The following is a 21,285-nucleotide window of genomic DNA, read 5'->3' as shown; positions in this document are numbered from 1 at the left end:
CTCATGAGCGGCAACATTCTCGACGCCCGGAACCTTAACAAAGTGGTACCCAGCGCGGAAGGCGAGCTGAGCATCCTGGCCGACCTCTCGCTGCAGCTGGCCAAGGGCGACAGCCTCGCCATCGTCGGCACCTCCGGCTCGGGAAAGTCGACCCTGCTCGGCCTGCTCGCCGGGCTGGATCTGCCGAGCTCTGGGGAAGTGCACCTCGCGGGCCACGCGCTGGCCGCGCTCGATGAGGATCAGCGCGCACGCGTACGCGCCGAACACGTCGGCTTTGTCTTCCAGTCGTTCCAGTTGCTGGACAGCCTGAACGCGCTGGAGAACGTCATGCTGCCCCTTGAGCTGGATGGCCGTCGCGATGCCCGCGAGCGCGCCACCGAACTGCTCGGCCGCGTCGGCCTCGGCGAGCGCCTGCACCACTATCCGCGCCAGCTTTCGGGGGGCGAGCAACAGCGGGTTGCGCTGGCCCGCGCCTTCGCCGCCGAGCCCGACGTACTGTTTGCCGATGAGCCCACCGGCAACCTCGACACGCATACAGGCGCGCACATCACCGAGCTGCTTTTCGAACTCAATCGCGAGCGTGGCACCACGCTCGTGCTGGTGACCCATGACGAGCGCCTGGCCAAACGTTGCCATCGCATGATTCGCCTCGAGGGCGGTCGGCAGATCGCTGCCGAGGCGGCTGAATGATGCGCATGCCCAAGGCCCGCCTGTTCACCCTGGCCTACCGGCAGTTATTGCGTGACGCTCGCGCCGGTGAGTTGCGCGTGCTGTTCTTCGCGCTGGTCATCGCCGTGGCCGCCAGCACCGCGATCGGTTATTTCGGCGCACGCCTGAACGGCGCCATGCTGCTACGCGCCAGCGAATTCCTCGGTGCTGACCTGGTGTTGAGCGGCAGCGCGCCGGCAGCGCCAGCGCAGATCGAAGCGGGCACGGCGCAAGCCCTCGCGCATGCCCAGGTCGTCGAGTTCTCCAGCGTCATCGCGACCGATGAGGATCTGCAGCTTGCCAGCGTCAAGGCCGCCAGCAACGGTTATCCGTTGCGGGGCACCCTGCGCAGCGCTGCGCAGCCCTATCAAACCGAGCAGCCCGGCGGCGCTCCTGCACCCGGCGAAGCCTGGGCCGAGGCGCGGCTGTTTGCAGCACTTGACCTGGAGATAGGCGACAGCATCGAGGTCGGCAACAAGCCGCTGCGCCTGACCCGCGTGCTGACCTACGAGCCGGACCGGGTTGGCGACTTCTACAGCCTGACGCCTCGGGTGCTGATGCACCTGGACGACCTGGCCGCGACCGGTGTCGTGCAACCCGGCAGCCGCGTCCGTTATCGCGAGCTGTGGCGAGGTGAAAGCGCGGCATTGGCGGCCTATCAGCAATCACTGCAAAGCGATCTGCAGGCGCACCAACGCATCGAAACGGCCAACGACAGCAATCGCCAGATCGGCGGTGCCCTTGGTCGCGCCGAACGCTATCTGAATCTGGCCAGCCTTGCCGCCATCCTGCTGGCCGGGGTGGCGGTCGCGCTCTCCGCCGCCCGCTTCGCTGCGCGGCGCTTCGATGCCAGTGCACTGTTGCGCTGCCTGGGCCTGTCGCGTTACGACGCCCTTCTGCTCTACGCCCTGCAACTGGGCATGCTCGGCCTGCTGGCGAGCATCGCCGGTGCGCTGCTCGGCTGGGCCGCGCAGCACGGACTGTTCTTTTTGCTGCGCGATCTGCTCGCCCAGGAAATACCACCTGGCGGCATCTGGCCGGCCGCGGCAGGCATCGCAACCGGGCTGGTGGCCCTGGCAGGCTTTGCCCTACCGCCGCTGGCGGGGCTGGGGCGCGTGCCTCCGCTGCGCGTGCTACGCCGCGACATGCTGCCGGTACCACCTAGCGCGTGGCTGGTCTATGGGACCGCGATTTTCGCCCTCGGGCTGATCATGTGGCGGCTGAGCCTGGATCTGAAGATCACGCTGGCACTGCTCGGCGGCGGCTTGCTCGCTACGCTGCTGCTTGGCGGCCTGCTTCTTATGGGGCTCAAGGCCATGCGCCGCCTGCTTGCCGGTGCGTCGCTGAGCTGGCGCCTGGGCCTCGGCCAGTTGCTGCGCCATCCATTGGCTGCCGCCGGACAGGCCCTTGCCTTCGGCCTGATCCTGCTGGCCATGGCGCTTATCGCGCTGCTGCGAGGTGAGCTGCTCGATACCTGGCAGGACCAGCTGCCGGACAACGCACCGAATCATTTCGTACTCAACGTACTGCCGGCGGAAAAGGATGCCTTTGCCGAGCGCATCGCGGCCATCTCGGACCATGCCGCGCCGCTGTATCCGGTCGTGCCAGGACGCCTGATCGCGATCAACGGCGAGCCGGTGCGCCAGCTGGTCAGCAAGGAATCCCAGGGTGAGCGCGCGATCCGCCGCGACCTGAGCCTGACCTGGGCCGCCGAACTACCGAAGGACAATCACATCGTCGCGGGCAACTGGTGGGGCGATCACGGCGACGCGGACATTCCCGGGGTATCCGTCGAGGCGGAACTTGCGCAAAGCCTGCAATTGAAGGTCGGTGATCGACTGTCCTTCACCATCGGCGGGCTGACCCGCGAGGCCAGCGTCACCAGCCTGCGCGAGGTCAACTGGGACAGCTTCCAGCCCAACTTCTACATGATCTTCGAACCGGACACTCTCCAGGGCATGCCGGCCACCTACATGACCAGCTTCCACCTGCCGCCTGGCAAGGAACGCGAACTGGTGGAGCTGGCCCGCGCGTTTCCTTCGGTCACCCTGCTGCAGGTCGAGGCGCTGCTGGCTCAATTGCGCAGCATCCTTGCGCAGGTATCACTGGCGGTGGAATACGTACTGCTGTTCGTCCTGGCCGCCGGACTGGCGGTTCTGTTCGCCGGGCTGCAAGCGACGCTGGACGAGCGCATTCGTCAGGGCGCGTTGCTCAGGGCGCTCGGTGCAGAGCGAGGCTTGCTGCTTCGTGCGCGTCGAGCCGAGTTCGGCCTGTTGGGCGCCGCCAGCGGCCTGCTCGCCGCACTCGGCTGCGAGCTGGTCAGCGCGCTGCTCTATCACTACGCATTCGATCTGCGCTGGCAGCCGCACCCATGGCTGCTGGTACTGCCGTTGATAGGTGCTTTGCTGGTCGGTGGCGCCGGTCTGATCGGTACTCGACGCGCGCTGAATGCGAGCCCGCTGACCGTACTGCGCGAGAGTTGAAGCGCTACAATCGGCGACTTTTCAGCGAGGACGCAAATCCATGAGTCGCTATCGCCCACCGCGCCCGGCCGGCACGCCCCTGATCACCCCAGAAGGCGAAGCTCGGCTGCGTGCCGAGCTGCACGAACTCTGGCACGTCAAGCGCCCGCAGGTGACCCAATCGGTGAGCGAAGCGGCGGCGCAGGGTGATCGTTCGGAGAACGCGGAATACACCTACGGCAAGAAGATGCTGCGAGAGATCGACAGTCGCGTGCGGTTCCTGACCAAGCGTCTGGAAAAGCTCAAGGTCGTAGGCGACCGGCCCAGCGACCTGAACAAGGTGTATTTCGGCGCCTGGGTGACCCTGGAGGACCAGGATGGTGAGGAAGCGCGCTACCGAATCGTCGGTCCTGACGAACTGGACCTGCGCCAGGGCCTGATCAGCATCGATTCGCCCCTGGCGCGGGCGTTGGTGGGCAAAAGCCTGGATGCCGAAGTCCAGGTGCAAACCCCGACCGGGATGAAGCTCTGGTACGTGGTCGCTGTCGAGTATCAGTGACCGGCAGGTCAATATCGGACGTTACGGTCATCATCTTCGGTGATTATGCGGGCTTCTCAAAGCGATTGGCGGCTAAAAAGCAATATCATCACTTTCTTACCCAGGCGCCGTTTCGCTCGGTAACAATGGCCGCACGCCGCACAGATATCACCGCAATATCACCTCCCGTCGTAATTGCCCGACTAGAGCGGACGCGCCCCCGCTCGGCACTTATGGCACGAATGCTGCGCTCTTCAGCGCGCAGTACGCGCCATGCGCGGTGAACGGCAATGGACTGCCCACAGCCCGATTCACATTCGAAGAGTACGTCCATGAACAAGAACAAAACCTTGCTCGCTCTCTGTCTCGGTAGCGCCATGGCGCTTGCCGGTCAGGCTCATGCTGCTACTGGCAGCGGCTACACCGCTACGAAGTACCCGATCGTGCTCGCCCACGGCATGCTCGGCTTCGACAGTCTGCTGGGCATCGATTACTGGTACGGCATCCCCAGCGCGCTGCGCCGCGACGGTGCGCAGGTCTACGTCACCGAAGTCAGTCAGCTCAATACGTCCGAATTGCGCGGTGAGGAACTGCTTGCGCAGGTGGAGGAAATCGTCGCCATCAGCGGTAAGCCAAAGGTCAACCTGGTCGGCCACAGCCACGGCGGCCCGACCGTGCGCTATGTAGCCGGTGTCCGGCCGGACCTGATCGCCTCGGTAACCAGCGTGGGCGCACCTCACAAGGGTTCGGACGTCGCCGATCTGATCCGCAAGATCCCCGAGGGCTCCTCTGGCGAGGCGATCATCGCCGGACTGGTGAACGCCATGGGCAGCTTCATCAATTTCGTTTCCGGCAGCTCAAGCACGGCCCCGCAGGACTCTCTCGGCTCGCTGGAGTCGCTCAACAGCGAAGGCGCCGCCCGCTTCAACGCCAAATTCCCGCAAGGCATTCCCACCACCGCTTGCGGCGAGGGCGCCTACAAGGTCAATGGCGTGCGCTATTACTCCTGGAGTGGCACCAGCCCGCTGACCAACCCACTGGATATCAGCGACGCCATGATGGGTGCCGGAGCCCTGGCATTCAGCGGGCCCAACGATGGACTGGTCGGGCGCTGCAGCTCGCACCTGGGCATGGTGATCCGCGATAACTACCGGATGAACCACCTGGACGAGGTCAATCAGTTCATGGGGCTGACCAGCCTGTTCGAGACCGATCCGGTCAGTGTCTATCGCCAACACGCGAACCGCCTGAAGAACGCGGGCCTTTGACGCGCGACTCTTCGTGAACCAGGCCGGGATCGTCGATCCCGGCCGCTATCACCGAGCACCCCATGAGCAAATACATAATTCTTCTGGTGCTGGCCGTGGCGCTAAGCCTGACCATCATGCAGAGCCGATCGACACCCGGCCCGACTGCAGTGGCCGAGTCACCATCGGCCACCTCGCCCGCCACGGCTGCCCCTACACCACCCTGGCAGCCGCTGAAAGCCCGACCGGCACCGCAAGGCACGCCGCAGTTGCCGACGTCGTTCAAGGGCACCCAGGTCGATGGTCAGTTCCTTCTGGATGAAGCCGGCAACCTGCTAATCGCCGCCGAACTTCGACATCTGTTCGATTACTTTCTCGCCGCAGCCGGAGAGGAGCCGTTGAAGAACAGTATCGAACGCTTGCGCCGATACATCGTCGCCGAGCTGCCGGAGCCGGCCCAGAGCCAGGCATCAGCAGTGCTCATCCAATATCTCAACTACAAGCGACAACTGCTTGATCTGGAAGCGATTTATTCGAGAACCACTGACATTTCAGCGCTACGCCAGCGCTTGAGTGCCGTGCAGGCGTTGCGCGCACGCGCGCTGGAGCCGGCTGTTCACCAGGCGTTCTTCGCCCTGGACGAGGCCTATGATCGCTTCAGCCTGGAGCGCCTGGCCATTCAAGCCGATTCAGCACTGGACAGCGAAGCCAAGGGCCGCGCCATCGACCAGCTGCGCGCCGGATTGCCCGGCGACCTGCAAGAGCTGCTCGTGCCGCAGCTGCAAAGCGAGCTGCGAGAGCAAACTGTCGCCTTGCAGGCCCAGGGCGCCAATGCGCAGCAGATCCGCCAGCTGCGCCAGCAATTGGTGGGCAGCGAGGCTGCCGCCCGACTCGAAGCGCTGGATCGACAGCGCGCGCAGTGGCAGCAACGGGTTGCTGCCTATCGGCAGGAACGTCAGCGTATCGAAGCCACTCGCGGCCTGGACGATGTCGAGCGTCGCAGCGCTATCGAGCAACTGGAGGCCGAACAGTTTGACGAGGGCGAACGCTTGCGGCTTGTCGCTGCCTTTCAGCAGCAGGAAGTGGCGGAGCGCTGAGAGCGGTCAGTTGGCCGCGGTCTTGCGGTCGGCCTCGAGCAGATAGCGCTCGCGCTGGTAGGCCAAGTAGTACTTGTTGACGCTGTTGACGTATGCCACTACGCCCATGCCAACAGTTTCCATGGCGATACGCTCGACCTGGAAGAACCACTGATCCGGGTTCAGACCGCGCCGACGGGCTTCGGCGCGCATACTCTGCACGCGCTGCGGGCCGAGGTTGTAGGCGGCGAGAATGAACGCCATGCGCTCACGCTCGTTCAGTCGCGGGCTGGCGAAAAAGTTGCGACGGATGTTCGCCAGATACTTCGCACTGGCCTGCACGTTGTTGTCCAACTGGTGGATGTTGCTGACACCCATCGCACGAGCCGTGGCCGGCGTCACCTGCATCAACCCCGTGGCACCGCCGGCGCCCCGCGCCGCGGGGTTCAGGGTGGACTCCTTGAACGCCAGGGCGGCGAGGTTCAGCCAGTCCAGCTCGATCTGTTCGGCATAGCGCTGCAGGGTCGGACGAATCTTTTCCAGACGCTGGCGGCCCACTCGGTCGAGCGGGTACTGGACCTTGTACAGACGCCGGTAGACGCGCTCGAAGGCGGCATCCTGGTTGTCTGGCAGGTCGAAATCCTTGAGAAAGCGATCAGCACTGGCGCGCAACATACTGGCGTCGTTCCGCACGAACCAGTGCATGCTGGCCTTGTCGCCCAGGCTCAGGTGCTGCTCGATGCGCAGTTTCGGCATGACCTTGGCCCAGCGCTCGGCGATGGTCTGCTCGACCACCGTCGCCGGATAGACGCCGGCCTGCACCATCTCCAGCACATCCTCGACGGCCAACGTGGGGTCGACCCACTCGGCAACGATCGGCGCCAGCTTGCGCTCCATCAGTTGCTTGTTCAGCCGCGCGAGCGCCGGCCCTGCGGCGCTGCCAGGTGGCAACGCAAGGCTGCGCCCGGATAGCTGGTCCAGACGCTGATAGCGTGGGCCGCCCTGGCGGCCGACCAGCACCAATGACACGTCGCTGACTACCGGCCGGCTGCGGCTGATGCCTTTCATGCCCGCCAGCGGCAGTAATTCGCCGGGCGCTACCAGATCCCCCTCGCCGCGCTGCAGCGCGCCAAGCAACTGATCCTTGGCTTTGGGGATGATCTTCAGGGTAATCGGCCGCGCGGATGCAGCATTGCGATTCAGGTACTGCTCGAAGGCCCGCAGCCGCGCGTACTCGACGCCAATCGCTTCGCCTTTCACCTCACCGGAGCTGTTCCGGCTCTGATTGACCAGCACGCGCAGTACGCCACTACGGCGAATTTCGGCGAGATCACGTACCTTGTCGTTCGCTTGCCACGCCTCGGGACCCGCCACGCGCGCAGTCGCCATCGTTGGCATCAGGGCCAGCAGCAGGCAGAACATGAGTGGCAGCAATCGTGGCATCGGGATGCACCGGTGTGAAGACGCAGAGAACGCTGGTGCGGTGCTCCCTGCCCGCAAAAAGTGGCAAAGGTTCTCACAGGTTGGCTTATTCCGCCAGTTTACTCTCCAAACTGGTTTAGCTATAACTCCTATATTATTGATTTAGTTAGTTTTTAAGTTCGAGGTATTCATGCAGCTTATCGACATCGGCGTCAATCTGAGCCACCCGACATTCGCCTCCAGCGCACCTGCGGTCGTCGAGCGCGCCAGAGCGGCCGGCGTCGTGCAGATGGTGCTTACCGGCACCAGCCTCGAAGAAAGCGAAGCTGCTCTCAAGCTCTGTCGCCAACTGGACGAGTCCCGCCTGCACCTGTTCAGTACCGCGGGTGTGCATCCGCATGATGCGAGCCACTGGACGACTGACAGCGCCAGCCAGTTGCGCGGCCTTTTCGCCGAGCCCGAAGTGCGCGCAGTCGGCGAATGCGGCCTGGACTTCAATCGCGATTTTTCACCGCGACCGCTACAGGAGCGCGCGCTGGAGGAACAGTTGCAACTCGCCGTCGAACTGCAGTTGCCGGTCTTTCTGCACGAACGCGACGCCAGCGACCGGTTGCTGGCGATTCTGCGACCGTTTCGGGACCACCTCCCTGCGGCGGTGGTGCACTGTTTCACCGGTGAAAAACAGGCACTGTACGGCTATCTCGACCTGGACCTACATGTCGGCATCACCGGCTGGATATGCGACGAACGCCGCGGTACCCATCTGCATCCCCTGGTGAAGGACATCCCTACAGGTCGTCTGATGCTCGAGAGCGACGCACCTTACCTGCTGCCACGCACCCTGCGCCCGAAACCGAAGAGCGGCCAGAACGAACCGGCCTATCTGCTGGAAGTGCTGCGCGAAGTCGCGCTCCATCGCGGCGAGAGCGAAGCGTCGCTGGCGGCTCACACCACACGCTGCGCGCGCGCGTTCTTCGGCCTGCCGGACCTCGACTGAGTCACAGAAATTTCTCAAGCTCTGCCTCAGGCGGCCGTTAAATGTTAAGCCGCAGTGCAAGCAAGCGTTCCGCTACGCGCGCGCAACCTCCTATAGAAGAAGAGCAGTCATGGCCGTTTGGATTCGCGATCTGTCGCTCAAGTACAAGTTCTGGGCACTGAACATGGTGACCTTCGTCATCGCGTTGCTGCTGGTGCTTTACGCCGTACAACTGGAGCAAAGCGCCCGTAGCGCCGACGCCGTCGCTGCAGCGCAGGCGCGTGCATCACTGCTGGCGAGTTGGCCGGCCGATGCTGCGCTGCCGCAGGGTGCGGACCTGATCGCGTTCCAGGCAGATCAGCGCGCCGCGGTCGAGGGTCAGGCTATCGCCGAAAGCGGCTGGACCACCCTCGCCCACGACCGACTGTTCTCCAGCAATCCCGTGGTCGGCGCCCACCTGATCTCCGCGACGAATGGTCAGAAGCTGGCTGTACTGGCCCGCGCGCCCAGCGCTGTTCAGGTACTGAGCCAGCACTTTTTCAGCTACGCCGTGGCGGTCGCGGTGCTGATGCTCGGCCTGCTCGGCGCTTCGCAACTGCTTATCCGCTTTCTGCTCAGCCACCTCAACACGCTCAAGGACGTCATGCTGCACGTGGAGCACAGTGGCGACCTGCAGGCACGGGTTCCGCTGGACAGCCGTGACGAAGTCGGCCAGATGGCCAGCGCATTCAACGCCATGCAGGGCGGCTATCAACGCGTGGTCAGCACCGTCGCCCAGACTGCTGCGCGTCTCGACGAGGGCGCGAGCCGGCTCGCCACGAGCATGAACGACGTGCACAAGGGCATGCGCGGTCAGCAGGGTGAAACCGACCAGGCAGCCACGGCCATCAACGAAATGAGCGCCACGGTGCACCAGATCGCCGAGCATGCACGCGAAACTCGCGATCAATCACAGAACGCCGACCGCCTTGCGGGCGATGGCCACCGGGTCGTCGGCCGTGTGGAGAAGTCCATCTCCAGCCTCTCTCAGGGCGTGCAGCAGACCGGCGAGATGATCGAGCAGCTCGCCGCGGATAGCCAGAAGATCAACGGCGTCGTCAACGTGATCCACAGCATCGCCGAACAGACCAACCTGCTGGCGCTCAACGCCGCAATCGAAGCAGCCCGGGCCGGTGAACAGGGCCGCGGTTTCGCCGTGGTCGCCGATGAAGTCCGCAACCTGGCCAAGCGTGTGCAAAGTTCCACCGACGAAATCACCCAGATGATCTCCGGCCTGCAGGCGATGACTCGCGACGCCGTGGAGTTCATGCAGGAGAGTTCACTGAAAGCCGACGATTGCGTGCGCGAGGCCCATGAAGCAGCGCAGGCACTTGAAGCCATCGCCGACGCGGTAGCACAGATGCGCGAAAGCAATACGCAGATCGCCGTTGCCGCCGAGCAGCAGAGCCAGGTCGCCGAAGAGCTCAACCGCTCGGTTACCGGCATCCGCGACGTCACGGAACGCACCGTGGAGCAGACCGTAAGCTCGGCCAGCACCAGTGCCGAGCTGGCCGCGCTATCCACCGATCTGAGCCGTGCCATCGGCCAGCTCAAGCTCTAGCTCTAGCTTCCTGCCAATGCGGCGTTGCGCTCGTGCAACGTCCTCCGCGCTCGAAAAGCATGCACCGCCTCGAGCGCAGCCCCAAAACAGGGCACTCCCCTAGCGCCGCTCTTCCCCACGACGCCTGCACCGCGCGATTTTTGTGCATTGGCATCCCTCTTGCTTTGCATCCTTTGCGAAGAAAAGCTGCTGCACCTGCGAAGACAATTTGAAATAGCTGACTAGGGTTCCGACTCGTTGACGCGAGTGGCTGGTCCGAGAGTTGGCGACCTCCAGCGAGGTTACACGGCGGGATAAAAGCCCGGGAGACAGCGTGATTGCACGCAGCTCCTGCGCTATTCCCAACACTGGAGGGTTTGCCATGTGCCCGCTCGAAACGGCTTTGCCGTTCTCCGCTCTGCCTTGCGCCAGGGCGTCTGCCGCACCCGAACTTCACAGTATTCCACCTGTTGCCGCGGCCGTTGCACGGGGTATCTGCCCATGCGTCTGATCAACCGCACTCCCGGACGTAGCGGCTGGTTGGCACTGGCGATTCTGCCCTTCGCCATGCTGCTGGCGCTGTACCTGACCAGCTCGGCCCAGCGCCTGGAACTGAACCCCAACGACAAGTTGCTGCCCAGCTTCGGCCAGATGAGCGCAGCCGTCGAACGCCTCGCTTTCACCCCCGACAAACGCTCCGGCGACTATCTGTTCTGGCAGGACACCGCCTCCAGCCTCAAGCGCCTCGGCACCGGTCTTGCCATCGCGGCAGTGGCCGGCCTGTGCCTGGGTATCGTTGCCGGCACTCTGCCGCTGTTCAGCGCGCCGCTCTCGCCATTGCTCACGGTGCTGTCGATGGTGCCACCGCTGGCGATCCTGCCGATCCTGTTCATCGTCTTCGGCCTGGGCGAACTGTCCAAAGTGATGCTGATCGTCATCGGTATCACGCCGATCCTGGCTCGCGACCTTGAACACCGAGCACGAGAAATTCCCCGCGAGCTGCTGATCAAGGCGCAAACCTTGGGCGCCAACACCTGGACCCTGATCCTGCGCCTGGTCCTGCCGCAGCTGATGCCGCGCCTGCTGATCAGCCTGCGCCTGGTGCTCGGTTCGGCCTGGCTGTTCCTCATCGCCGCCGAGGCCATCGCCTCCACCGATGGCCTGGGCTACCGCATCTTTCTCGTGCGTCGCTACATGGCGATGGACGTGATCCTGCCCTATGTCGCCTGGATCACCCTACTGGCCTGGGCCATGGACTACCTGCTGCGGCGCCTGACCCAGCTGCTGTTCCCCTGGTATGAAGGAGCCAAGGCATGAGCGAGAACAACGCCAAGGCACCCGTTGCCGCACAGTCGAGCCAATGCACAACGCAACAAGGGATTCGCGCAGGCGGCGACCCCGGCTCCTTCATTCAGGTGAAGAACGTCTGGCAGCAGTACGGCGATCAGGTCGTGCTGGAGCGCCTAAACCTGAACATCGCCGAAGGCGAGTTCTGCACCCTGGTCGGTGCCTCCGGTTGCGGCAAATCCACCTTTTTGCGGCTGCTGCTCGGCCAGGAAGCGCCCAGCCGCGGCGAGATCCTGCTCGATGGCCAGCCGCTGGCAAACGAACCGGATGCCAGCCGCGGCGTGGTCTTTCAGCGCTACTCGGTATTTCCGCACCTGACCGTACTGGACAACGTCGCCCTCGGCCTGGAACTGCCGCGCGCCCCGCTACTGGGCCGTCTGCTTGGTCACCGCAAGCGCGATGCCCGCGAGCAGGCCGCGCAGATGCTGCACAAGGTCGGCCTCGGCCATGCGCTGGACAAGTACCCGGCGCAGTTGTCCGGCGGCATGCAGCAGCGCCTGGCCATCGCCCAGGCGCTGATCATGAAGCCCCGCGTGCTGCTGCTCGACGAGCCCTTCGGCGCACTCGACCCGGGCATCCGCAAGGACATGCATGAGCTGCTGCTGGAGCTGTGGCGGGAAACCCGGCTGACGGTGTTCATGGTCACCCACGACCTGTCGGAAGGCTTCACCCTCGGCAGCCGCATCCTGGTCTTCGACAAGCCCCGCATCGATCCCCACGCCCCGGGTGCCTATGGCGCGCGGGTGACCTACGACATTCCCTTGCACGAGGGCCGCCACGCGCCCGGCGCGTCCGCTGGCGTTCCGGTCGCCCTCAGCGAGAAATTCCGAACTGCCTATCAAGGAGCCTGACATGAGCGCTTCACTCGCGATCCGCCCCACGCTGTACGAGGAAACCGTTCCCGGTGGCGGCCACACCTCCTTCGTCCTCAAGCGTGGCCAGCTGCTGCGCCTGACCGATCTGGAAGGCGGCGCCAACGTCAGCTTGATGCTGCTCAACGCCCAGGAGAAGAGCGAGCGGCTGAACCTGCCCGACACCCTCAAGTGCCAGCACACCGCCAAGCTCACCGCCGGTCATTGCCTCTACTCGGACATGGGCCGCGTACTGGCTGCCATCACCGCCGACACCTGCGGCTGGCACGACAGCTTTGGCGGCGTGCTGAACGCCGATGAAGTCGCCGAGAAGTACGGCCAGGGCCGCTATCAGGAACTGCGCAACGGCTTCTTCCGCAACGGCACCGACAACCTGCTGGTGGAGATGGGCAAGTGGAACCTCAACCTGCAGGACCTGCTCATGGTGCTCAATCTGTTCAGCCGGGTGGACGTCACCGCCGACGGCGCCTTTGCCTTCCACAGCGACAATTCCAAAGCGGGCGACTACATCGAGCTATACGCGCCAATGGACACCCTGGTGATCCTCACCGCCTTGCAGCATCCGCTGGACCCCAATCCGCTGTACGCACCCAAACCGGTGCAGCTGAGCTGGCACAAGGTCCAGAGCGATGGCATCAGCGTGCTCTGCCGCACTTCGCGTCCGGAGAACGGCCGCGGCTTCCACAACACCGAGCGACTCTACATCTGAGGAGGTTGCCGACATGACCATCGTAGAAAGCAGCCTGCACCCCGAAACCGCCAGCTTCCGCCACCTGATCCCGGCCGGCGAGCCGTACCTGTTCGAAGTAAAGGCCGGACAGACCCTGCGCTTGCTGGATGTCGAGGGCAATCAAGCCATCGACACGTTGTTCTTCAGCGCGAAGAACCCGCGCGAACGCTTCGACCCGCAGCGCACCCTGCGCCGACAGAACAAGGTCCATCTCACCGCCGGCACACTGTTGTATTCCAACCTCGGCAACCCCTTGCTGACCATCGTCGCTGACACCTGCGGTCGCCACGACACCCTCGGCGGCGCCTGCGCCCAGGAGAGCAACGTGGTGCGCTACGCCCTGGACAAGCGCTACATGCACAGCTGTCGCGACAATTTTCTGCGCGCCAGCCTGCACGACGGCCGTCTGGAGAAGCGCGACATCGGCGCCAACATCAACTTTTTCATGAACGTTCCGGTGACGCCCGAGGGCGGCCTGACCTTCGAGGACGGCCTTTCCGCACCGGGCAAGTACGTGGAGCTCAAGGCCGATCAGGACGTGATCGTGCTGATCTCCAACTGCCCGCAACTGAACAACCCCTGCAACGGCTGGAACCCGACGCCCGCCGAGGTGCTGGTGTGGGACTGATGGCGCTGTTACGACGCCACCTGCTGCCGCTGCTGCAGGCGCGCGCCGGGCAGCGGCCCGAGCTGCCGACAGCGAAGCAACCCTCCCCAACCACGGACGGCCGTGGCGCAGATGAATAAAGGCGGGACGGCCCGCCAGCCCTTCGAGGGTTACTGAACATGTTCGACAAACTTCTGATCGCCAACCGCGGCGCCATTGCCTGCCGCATCCTGCGTACGCTGCGCGCCCTGGATGTGAAAGGCGTGGCCGTCTACTCCGAGGCCGACGCCGCCAGCCTGCATATCCAGCAGGCCGACGAGGCCCACAGCCTGGGCGAAGGCCCGGCAGCGCAGACCTATCTGGTGGTGGAGAAGATTCTCCGCATCGCCCGGGAAACCGGCGCGAAAGCCATTCACCCCGGCTACGGCTTTCTCTCCGAGAACGCCGCCTTTGCCGAAGCCTGTGAAGCCGCCGGCATCGCCTTTGTCGGCCCGACGCCAGAACAGCTGCGGGTGTTTGGCCTCAAGCACACCGCCCGCGCCCTGGCCAAACAACGCGGCGTACCGATGCTGGAGGGCACTGAGCTGCTCGACAGCCTTTCCGATGCCCTCGGCGCAGCCGAGCAGGTCGGCTACCCGGTGATGCTGAAAAGCACCGCCGGCGGTGGCGGTATCGGCATGCGCGTGTGCCGCTCGACGGCGGAACTCGCCGAGGCCTTCGACGCGGTCAAGCGCCTGGGGCAGAACAACTTCAGCGATTCGGGCGTATTCATCGAGAAATACATCAAGCGCGCCCGCCATCTGGAAGTGCAGGTGTTCGGCGATGGTGCCGGCGACGTCATCGCCCTCGGCGTGCGCGACTGCTCGGTGCAGCGACGCAACCAGAAGGTGCTGGAGGAAACTCCGGCACCGAACCTGCCGGCCGGCATGGCCGAGGCACTGTGCGAAGCGGCTATCACGCTGGCCAAGGCCGTCGACTACCGTAGCGCCGGCACCGTCGAGTTCGTCTACGACGCCGAGGCCCAGCGCTTCTACTTCCTCGAGGTGAACACCCGCCTGCAGGTCGAGCACGGCGTCACCGAGCAGGTCTGGGGTGTCGATCTGGTGCGCTGGATGATCAAGCTGGCCGCCGGCGACCTGCCGCCGCTGGCGGAGCTGGCCAAGACGCTGAAGCCCAGCGGGCATTCGATCCAGGCGCGCGTCTATGCCGAAGACCCCGGCCGGGATTTCCAGCCGAGCCCCGGTTTGCTCACCGCCGCGAGCTTCCCGGTAGCCGACGGCAAGGCCCTGCGCGTCGATACCTGGGTCGAGGCTGGCTGCGAGATCCCGCCGTATTTCGACCCGATGATCGCCAAGGTCATCACCTGGGCGCCGAGCCGCGAGGAGGCTCGCCAAGCGCTTGACGAGGCGCTCGGCGACACCCAGCTCTACGGCGTGGAAACCAACCGCGATTACCTGCGCCAGATCCTTGCCTTTACCCCGTTCGCCAGCGGCAACCCCTGGACCCGCTGCCTGGAGGGTCTCAGCTACAAGGCCAATACCTTCGAGATTATCAGCGCCGGCACCCAGACCACCGTACAGGACTTCCCTGGCCGCCTCGGCTACTGGGCGGTAGGCGTGCCGCCGTCCGGCCCGATGGACAGCCGCGCCCTGCGTCTGGGCAATGCCCTGCTCGGCAACGCCGAAGACGCCGCCGGGCTGGAAATCACCATGAGCGGGCCGATCCTGCGCTTCAACACCGACGCGGTGGTGGCGGTGACCGGCGCGGAAATACCGTTGAAGCTGGATGACGTGCCGCAGCCGATGAGCACTGCGCTGTTCATCCCGGCCGGCAGCACCCTGACGATCGGCACCATTGCCGGCGCCGGTGCGCGGTCGTATCTGTGCGTGCGCGGCGGTCTGCAGCTGCCGGAGTATCTGGGCAGCAAGAGCACCTTTACCCTCGGCCAGTTCGGCGGCCACGGCGGCCGCGCCCTGCGTGCCGGCGACGTGCTGCATCTGGCACCGCTGACCGACTCGTCTGCCGGCGCCACGCTGGCCGCCGAGCTGCGCAGCGCCCTGCCGGCGGTGCGCGAAATTCGCGTGATCTACGGCCCCCACGGTGCGCCGGAATACTTCACCGAAGGCTATATCGAGCGCTTCTTCGCCACCGACTGGGAAGTGCACTTCAACTCCAGCCGCACCGGCGTGCGCCTGATCGGGCCCAAGCCCGAATGGGTGCGCGAGAGCGGCGGCGAAGCCGGTTTGCATCCATCCAATATCCACGACAACCCCTACGCCATCGGCGCGGTGGACTTCACCGGCGACATGCCGGTGATCCTCGGCCCGGACGGCCCGAGCCTGGGGGGGTTTGTCTGTCCGGTGACCATTATCGAAGCCGACCTGTGGCAGCTCGGGCAGCTTAAGGCAGGGGATAAAGTGCGCTTTGTCCCGGTGGATATCGCCACAGCGCGGGAGCTGGCAAGAGCCCGGCGCGAAGAGTGCGCGCTTGTCTCCCGTCTCCCTCCGGGAGAGGGGCCGGGGCGGCCCGCGATCGGGGTGAGGGCTGTTTCAACCGACAGCAAAAGCCCCTCACCCCAGCCCTCTCCCGGAGGGAGAGTGGGCATTTACGCGCAGTCTGCGGAATATGCGCTCACCTCCCCCATCGTCCTCGACCTCGGCCAGGACGACACCCGTCTGGTCGCCCGACTCTCCGGCGACACCCATCTGCTGCTAGAAATCGGCGCGCCGGAACTGGACTTGGTGCTGCGCTTCCGCGGCCATGCGCTGATGCAGGCGTTGGAAGCCAAGGGACTCGACGGCGTCATCGACCTCACACCCGGCATCCGTTCGCTGCAGGTCCACTACCTGCCGGAAACCCTGCCGCTGGCCGTGCTGCTGGAGACCGTCGCCGGGCTGTGGGACGCAGTGTGCGCCGCGCAGGATCTCAAAGTCCCCTCGCGCATCGTCCACCTGCCGCTGTCCTGGGACGACCCGGCTTGCCAGCTGGCGATCGAGAAGTACATGACCACGGTGCGCAAGGACGCGCCCTGGTGCCCGAGCAATCTGGAGTTCATTCGTCGCATCAACGACCTGCCGAACCTCGACGAGGTGTACCGCACGGTGTTCGAGGCCAGCTATCTGGTGATGGGCCTGGGCGACGTCTACCTCGGCGCGCCGGTGGCCACCCCGCTGGACCCGCGGCATCGCCTGGTCACCACCAAGTACAACCCGGCGCGCACCTGGACCGCCGAGAACTCGGTGGGCATCGGCGGCGCCTACATGTGCGTCTACGGCATGGAAGGCCCCGGCGGTTACCAGTTCGTTGGCCGCACCCTGCAGATGTGGAACCGCTACCGCGCGCTCGAGGCGTTCGGCGGCCAGCCCTGGCTGCTGCGCTTCTTCGACCAGATCCGTTTCTACCCGGTCTCGGCCGAGGAGCTGACGCAGATTCGCCGCGTCTTCCCGCTGGGCCGCTACCCGCTGAAGATCGAGGAGACCGAGCTGTGCCTCTCCGACTACCAGGATTTCTTGGTCAAGGAAGCCGAAGGCATCGAGGCCTTCCGCAGCCAGCAGCGCGCCGCCTTCGACGCCGAGCGCCAGCGCTGGATCGAATCGGGGCTGGCGCATTTCGAGAGCGAGGAAGTAGCGGCCGATCTCGGTGAAGACACCCCGCTTGGCGCCGGTGAGCACGGCATCGAAAGCCATATCGCCGGCAATCTCTGGCAGGTGTCGGTGGCCGAGGGCGCGCGCGTGGCTGCCGGCGACGTGCTGGTGATCCTTGAGAGCATGAAGATGGAAATTCCGCTCATCGCTCCGGTCGCCGGGGTGGTGAAGGACATCCGTGTGCAACCCGGCTCCCCGGTGCGCGCCGGCCAACGGGTGGTGGTGATCGAGGAGGTTTGAGAACTGTGGTCTTTGCCGACCATTTCCCCCTCACCCTAGCCCTCTCCCTCAGGGAGAGGGGACCGGTTCGGCGCGGGCTCGCAGGTCTGCTCGCGCATTGCCATGAGCCGCGTAACGAACTCTCAGCGCCTGCGATACGAAAGCAACGCCGGACCAAAAGACCATCAGCAACACCGAATCAACCCCCTCGCCCGTTGGGAAGAGGACTGGGGAGAGGGGAAAGAGGCCCAACCAAGTTCCTCCGCCACGACATACCACAGGCTCCGGACTGACAGCACCAAAGCAACGCCAGACCACAAAGACCACCAGCAACACCGGATCAACCCCCTCGCCCCGTTGGGGAGAGGGCTGGGGTGAGGGGAAGAGACCCAACCAGATGCCTCGCCACGACACACACCAAAGGCTCCGGACTAACAGCACCAAAGCAACGCCAGATCACAAAGACCGCCAGCAACACCGGATCAACCCCTTCGCCCCGTTGGGGAGAGGACTGGGGTGAGGGGAAAGAGGCCCAACCAAGTTCCTCCGCCACGACGTACCAAAGGCTCCGGACTAACAGCACTAAAGCAACGCCGGACCACCAGACCGCCAGCAACACCGGATCAACCCCCTCGCCCCTTTGGGGAGAGGGCTAGGGTGAGGGGAAACGGCCGCCAGCCTGACCTGAATCCCGACCGCCCGAACAGACCAGGCCTGCCACAGAGGAAGCCAACCATGACGACCCATTTCGATCTTCGCCTCGACACGCTGCGCAATGCCTATGAAGCCGGCACCACGACCCCGCGCCAGCTGATCCTGGAACTACACGCCAAGGCCGCCGAACTGAACGGCGAATTCAACGCATTCATCCACCTGCTGAGCGCCGAAGAACTCGAGCCCTACCTGGCCGCACTGGAGAGCAAGACGCCCGCCGAGCTACCGCTCTACGGCATCCCCTTCGCCATCAAGGACAACATCGACCTGGCCGGCATCCCCACCACCGCTGCCTGCCCCGCCTTTGCCTATACACCGGAAACCAGCGCCACCATCGTCGAGCAGCTGATCGCCCTCGGTGCCGTGCCGCTAGGTAAGACCAACCTCGACCAATTCGCCACCGGCCTCAACGGCACCCGCTCGCCCTACGGCGAGTGCCGCAACTCGGTGCACCCGGACTACCCCTCCGGCGGCTCCAGCGCCGGCTCGTCGCTGGCCGTGGCGCTGGGGCTGGCGAGCTTCGCGCTGGGTACCGATACCGCCGGCTCTGGCCGGGTGCCGGCTGCGCTGAACAACCTGGTTGGGCTGAAGGCGAGCAAGGGGCTGATCTCCACCGCCGGGGTGGTGCCAGCCTGCCGCACGCTGGATTGCGTGACCTTCTTCACCGCCACCGCCGCCGAAGCCAGTCAGCTGCTGGCGCTCACCGCCAGGCTCGATCCGCGCGACGAGTACAGCCGCGCCAACCCGCTGTGGAACGACGGCTCGGCCTTCGGCCGGGTGAAAGCCTTCCGCTTCGGCGTGCCGAAGAACCCGGAGTTTCTCGGCTGCCAGGAAAGCCCGGCGCTGTTCGCCGCCACCATCGAAAACCTGAAAGCCATTGGCGGCGAGCCGGTGGAAGTGGACTTCGCCCCCTTCCTCGAAGCTGCACGCCTGCTCTACGAAGGCCCCTGGGTCGCCGAACGCTACAGCGTGGCGGGCGAGCTGATCGAGCAGCAACCCGACGCCGTCCTGCCGGTGATAAAGGCGGTACTGGAAAAGGCACCGGGCACCACCGCCGTGCAGCTGTTCGAAGCGCAATACCGCCTGCAGCAGCTGAAGGCCATTTGCGACCGGATCATGACCGAGGTCGATTGCGTACTGACGCCCGCGTACCCGCGCCCGGTGGCCCTCGCCGAGCTTCACGCCGAACCGGTCAAGCGCAACTCGGACTTGGGCTACTACACCAACTTCATGAACATGCTGGATTACGCCGCCGTGGCTGTACCTGCCGGCGTTATGGAGAACGAGCTGCCCTGGGGCGTGACGCTGTTTGGCCGTGTGTTCACCGACCAATACCTGCTGAGCCTGGCCGATGCACTGCAACGCCGGATCGGCTTGGCCCTGGTGGGCAGCAATGGGATCACAACACCTGCCCCGCAGAATCCGGCGCGCAACGACCGGACTGGAGTGGTGGTCTGCGGCGCGCACCTCGATGGTCTGCCGCTGAACTGGCAACTTCGCCAGCGCGGCGGTCGGCTGCTGGAGGCAACCACCAGCAGCGCGGCGTACAAGCTCTACGCCCTGGCCGGCGGCCCGCTGTTACGCCCGGGGATGGTACGCGTCACCGAGGGTGGCGTGGCTATCGCCGTGGAAGTCTGGGACATCCCCAGCAGCGAGCTGGGCTCGTTCCTGACCGGCATTCCAGCGCCGCTGGGCCTGGGCAAGGTGGAGCTGGCCGATGGGCGCTGGGAAACCGGGTTTATCTGCGACGCTTACGGCCTCGACGGCGCCGAAGACATCACCCGCTTTGGCGGCTGGAAAGCCTGGCTGGCCAGCCGCGACTGAAGCACTGCCACGCAGCTTTCTCCTCTGGTGATCACGACTGTTCGGACGGATCGTCCAGAAGCCTAACGGTACTAGTGCCCGGGTCCGGTAATGCCACGGCTGCGTCGCGCAGAGCACGTATGACACGGATACGCACCCGCGAGGCAGTCTGCATGAAGTCGGACCGCCTCGAGTCGCACCAAAAATTGAGCTGGAACGTCAGGCCATCAGCACGCAGTTCCAGCAATACAACGAGGGGTGGCGGCGTATCGATCACCCCTTCGGTTTCCAGGGCCGCCGCATTCAGCAGTGCCATCACCTGAGCCACCTCGACCTCATATCCCAGGTGGCACAACACCTTGGCACGGCGCACCGGAGCAGCTGTGTTGTTGGTCACCCGCGAGGTGAAGGTCTCGGCATTGGGCACCAGCACACGGCGACCATCGTAGGTGCGTATCTGGGTGGCACGCAGTTCGATACGTTCGACGGTGCCCTCGGTTTCGCCGATGACGATCTGATCGCCGAGTTTGAACGGCCGCAGCGTGAGGATCAGCAGGCCGCTGACGAAGTTGGAGAGAATGTCCTTCAGCGCAAAACCGAGGGCCAGACTGGTCAGGCCGAGGCCAGTCGCCAACGTGCTGGGTTCCAGTCCGAAAGCGGTGGCCGCGACGATCAGGCCCAGCAGCCAAACTGTGTAGTAGCTGACCTGCTTGATCAGGTTCTCGACCGTTCGATCCCGCACCAACCGCTCGGAAATGATCCGCGTCAGCCCCCGCACGCCGGCCGCCAGGGCCCAGAACACGCCGATCACCAGAAGCGCCGCCAGTGCCCGCGGCACGATGCTGATGGCCGCTTCCACCAGCCGGGCGAAGGCAGTATCGACGCTGGCGCGTACGTCGGTCACGAAGCGCGCTCGCTCCGACGTCCGCCGTGTGCTGGCCTGCGCCAGCGCAGTTTCGAGAACCGACGCCCACTCGCGCGCCTGCGCCTCGAGCGCCCGGCCGTTGGCTTGGGCATCCTCCTCCGTGACCTGCATCAGGATGCGCCCAGCCATGGTAATCTGGCGCGCCTCGGCGTTTTCCCCGGCCGGCGCGATGCGCGCCCTGCTGATGCCCTGCGGGGTTTCCAAGACCGTCAGCAATTGCCGCTCTATCTGCCGAGCCCGCAGGCGCGCCTCCAGCTCCTCGGTTCCGCCAAGACGAAACAGCGCGCGGCCGTCGAGCCGCACCGTCGCCAAACCATCATCCACCTGCGCGGTCGCGGGCAATGAGGCAAACACGGCGAGCAGCACCAGCAGCACGGCCATCGGCAGATTCATCAGTCGAGGCATGGAAGGAGATA

The 21,285-nt window shown here is 65.0% G+C and carries 15 protein-coding genes and 1 riboswitch; of the genes, 13 read left to right on the top strand and 2 right to left on the bottom strand.

Going from position 1 to position 21,285, the window contains the following annotated elements:
• The first annotated feature begins 3 nt into the window (after positions 1–3).
• The 5 genes from LW136_RS11310 to LW136_RS11290 all read left to right on the top strand — a co-directional run bounded on the left by LW136_RS11310 (position 4) and on the right by LW136_RS11290 (position 6,052).
• Positions 4–690: an ABC transporter ATP-binding protein gene (locus LW136_RS11310; RefSeq protein ID WP_003300121.1), complete on the top strand. Its 687-nt coding sequence runs from the start codon at positions 4–6 to the stop codon at positions 688–690.
• Positions 687–3,191, top strand: coding sequence for an ABC transporter permease (locus LW136_RS11305; protein ID WP_234172943.1), 2,505 nt, complete (start codon positions 687–689; stop codon positions 3,189–3,191). Before LW136_RS11310 ends, LW136_RS11305 begins: the two co-directional genes overlap by 4 nt.
• 40 nt (positions 3,192–3,231) lie before the next feature.
• Positions 3,232–3,729, top strand: coding sequence for a transcription elongation factor GreB (gene greB / locus LW136_RS11300; protein WP_102831701.1), 498 nt, complete (start codon positions 3,232–3,234; stop codon positions 3,727–3,729).
• A 311-nt stretch (positions 3,730–4,040) separates the two neighbouring features.
• On the top strand, positions 4,041–4,976 hold the full coding sequence (locus LW136_RS11295) for a triacylglycerol lipase (RefSeq protein WP_044314780.1): 936 nt from the start codon (positions 4,041–4,043) through the stop codon (positions 4,974–4,976).
• Between the two features lie 62 nt (positions 4,977–5,038).
• On the top strand, positions 5,039–6,052 hold the full coding sequence (locus LW136_RS11290; protein ID WP_234172942.1) for a lipase secretion chaperone: 1,014 nt from the start codon (positions 5,039–5,041) through the stop codon (positions 6,050–6,052).
• 6 nt (positions 6,053–6,058) lie between these two features.
• Here LW136_RS11290 and LW136_RS11285 read toward each other — a convergent pair whose 3' ends face one another.
• On the bottom strand, positions 6,059–7,474 hold the full coding sequence (locus LW136_RS11285; RefSeq protein ID WP_234172941.1) for an MltF family protein: 1,416 nt from the start codon (positions 7,472–7,474) through the stop codon (positions 6,059–6,061).
• Between the two features lie 169 nt (positions 7,475–7,643).
• Here LW136_RS11285 and LW136_RS11280 point away from each other — a divergent pair, with 169 nt between their 5' ends.
• The 8 genes from LW136_RS11280 to atzF all read left to right on the top strand — a co-directional run bounded on the left by LW136_RS11280 (position 7,644) and on the right by atzF (position 19,965).
• Positions 7,644–8,450, top strand: a complete 807-nt coding sequence (locus tag LW136_RS11280; RefSeq protein ID WP_102831698.1) for a TatD family hydrolase — start codon at positions 7,644–7,646, stop codon at positions 8,448–8,450.
• A 109-nt stretch (positions 8,451–8,559) separates the two neighbouring features.
• Positions 8,560–10,029, top strand: coding sequence for a methyl-accepting chemotaxis protein (locus LW136_RS11275; protein WP_102831697.1), 1,470 nt, complete (start codon positions 8,560–8,562; stop codon positions 10,027–10,029).
• Positions 10,030–10,239: 210 nt separating this feature from the next.
• A riboswitch (guanidine-I (ykkC/yxkD leader) is annotated at positions 10,240–10,339 on the top strand.
• Between the two features lie 170 nt (positions 10,340–10,509).
• Positions 10,510–11,325 (top strand): ABC transporter permease, encoded by an 816-nt coding sequence (locus tag LW136_RS11270; protein ID WP_046619411.1) that lies wholly within the window; start codon positions 10,510–10,512, stop codon positions 11,323–11,325.
• On the top strand, positions 11,322–12,206 hold the full coding sequence (locus LW136_RS11265) for an ABC transporter ATP-binding protein (protein WP_234175221.1): 885 nt from the start codon (positions 11,322–11,324) through the stop codon (positions 12,204–12,206). Before LW136_RS11270 ends, LW136_RS11265 begins: the two co-directional genes overlap by 4 nt.
• Before the next feature lies 1 nt (position 12,207).
• Positions 12,208–12,936 (top strand): urea amidolyase associated protein UAAP1, encoded by a 729-nt coding sequence (locus LW136_RS11260; protein WP_234175220.1) that lies wholly within the window; start codon positions 12,208–12,210, stop codon positions 12,934–12,936.
• A gap of 13 nt (positions 12,937–12,949) precedes the next feature.
• Entirely contained in the window at positions 12,950–13,585 is a 636-nt protein-coding gene (locus LW136_RS11255) for an urea amidolyase associated protein UAAP2 (protein WP_234175219.1), read from the top strand.
• Between the two features lie 158 nt (positions 13,586–13,743).
• Positions 13,744–17,448 carry an urea carboxylase gene (uca, locus tag LW136_RS11250; RefSeq protein ID WP_102831695.1) on the top strand — a complete coding sequence of 1,235 codons (3,705 nt, stop codon included), beginning with the start codon at positions 13,744–13,746 and terminating at the stop codon, positions 17,446–17,448.
• Positions 17,449–18,162: 714 nt separating this feature from the next.
• A complete protein-coding gene (gene atzF, locus LW136_RS11245) occupies positions 18,163–19,965 on the top strand; it encodes an allophanate hydrolase (protein ID WP_234175218.1) in 1,803 nt (600 codons plus the stop codon).
• A gap of 31 nt (positions 19,966–19,996) precedes the next feature.
• On the opposite strand, the gene LW136_RS11240 is transcribed toward atzF, so the two are convergent.
• On the bottom strand, positions 19,997–21,250 hold the full coding sequence (locus tag LW136_RS11240; protein ID WP_234175217.1) for a mechanosensitive ion channel family protein: 1,254 nt from the start codon (positions 21,248–21,250) through the stop codon (positions 19,997–19,999).
• Positions 21,251–21,285 lie beyond the last annotated feature (35 nt).

Source organism: Stutzerimonas kunmingensis (genome assembly GCF_021432085.1).
Classification (GTDB): domain Bacteria; phylum Pseudomonadota; class Gammaproteobacteria; order Pseudomonadales; family Pseudomonadaceae; genus Stutzerimonas.
The sequence above is the reverse complement of the archived record's forward strand: the minus strand, read 5'-3'. Positions and strand labels throughout refer to the sequence as shown.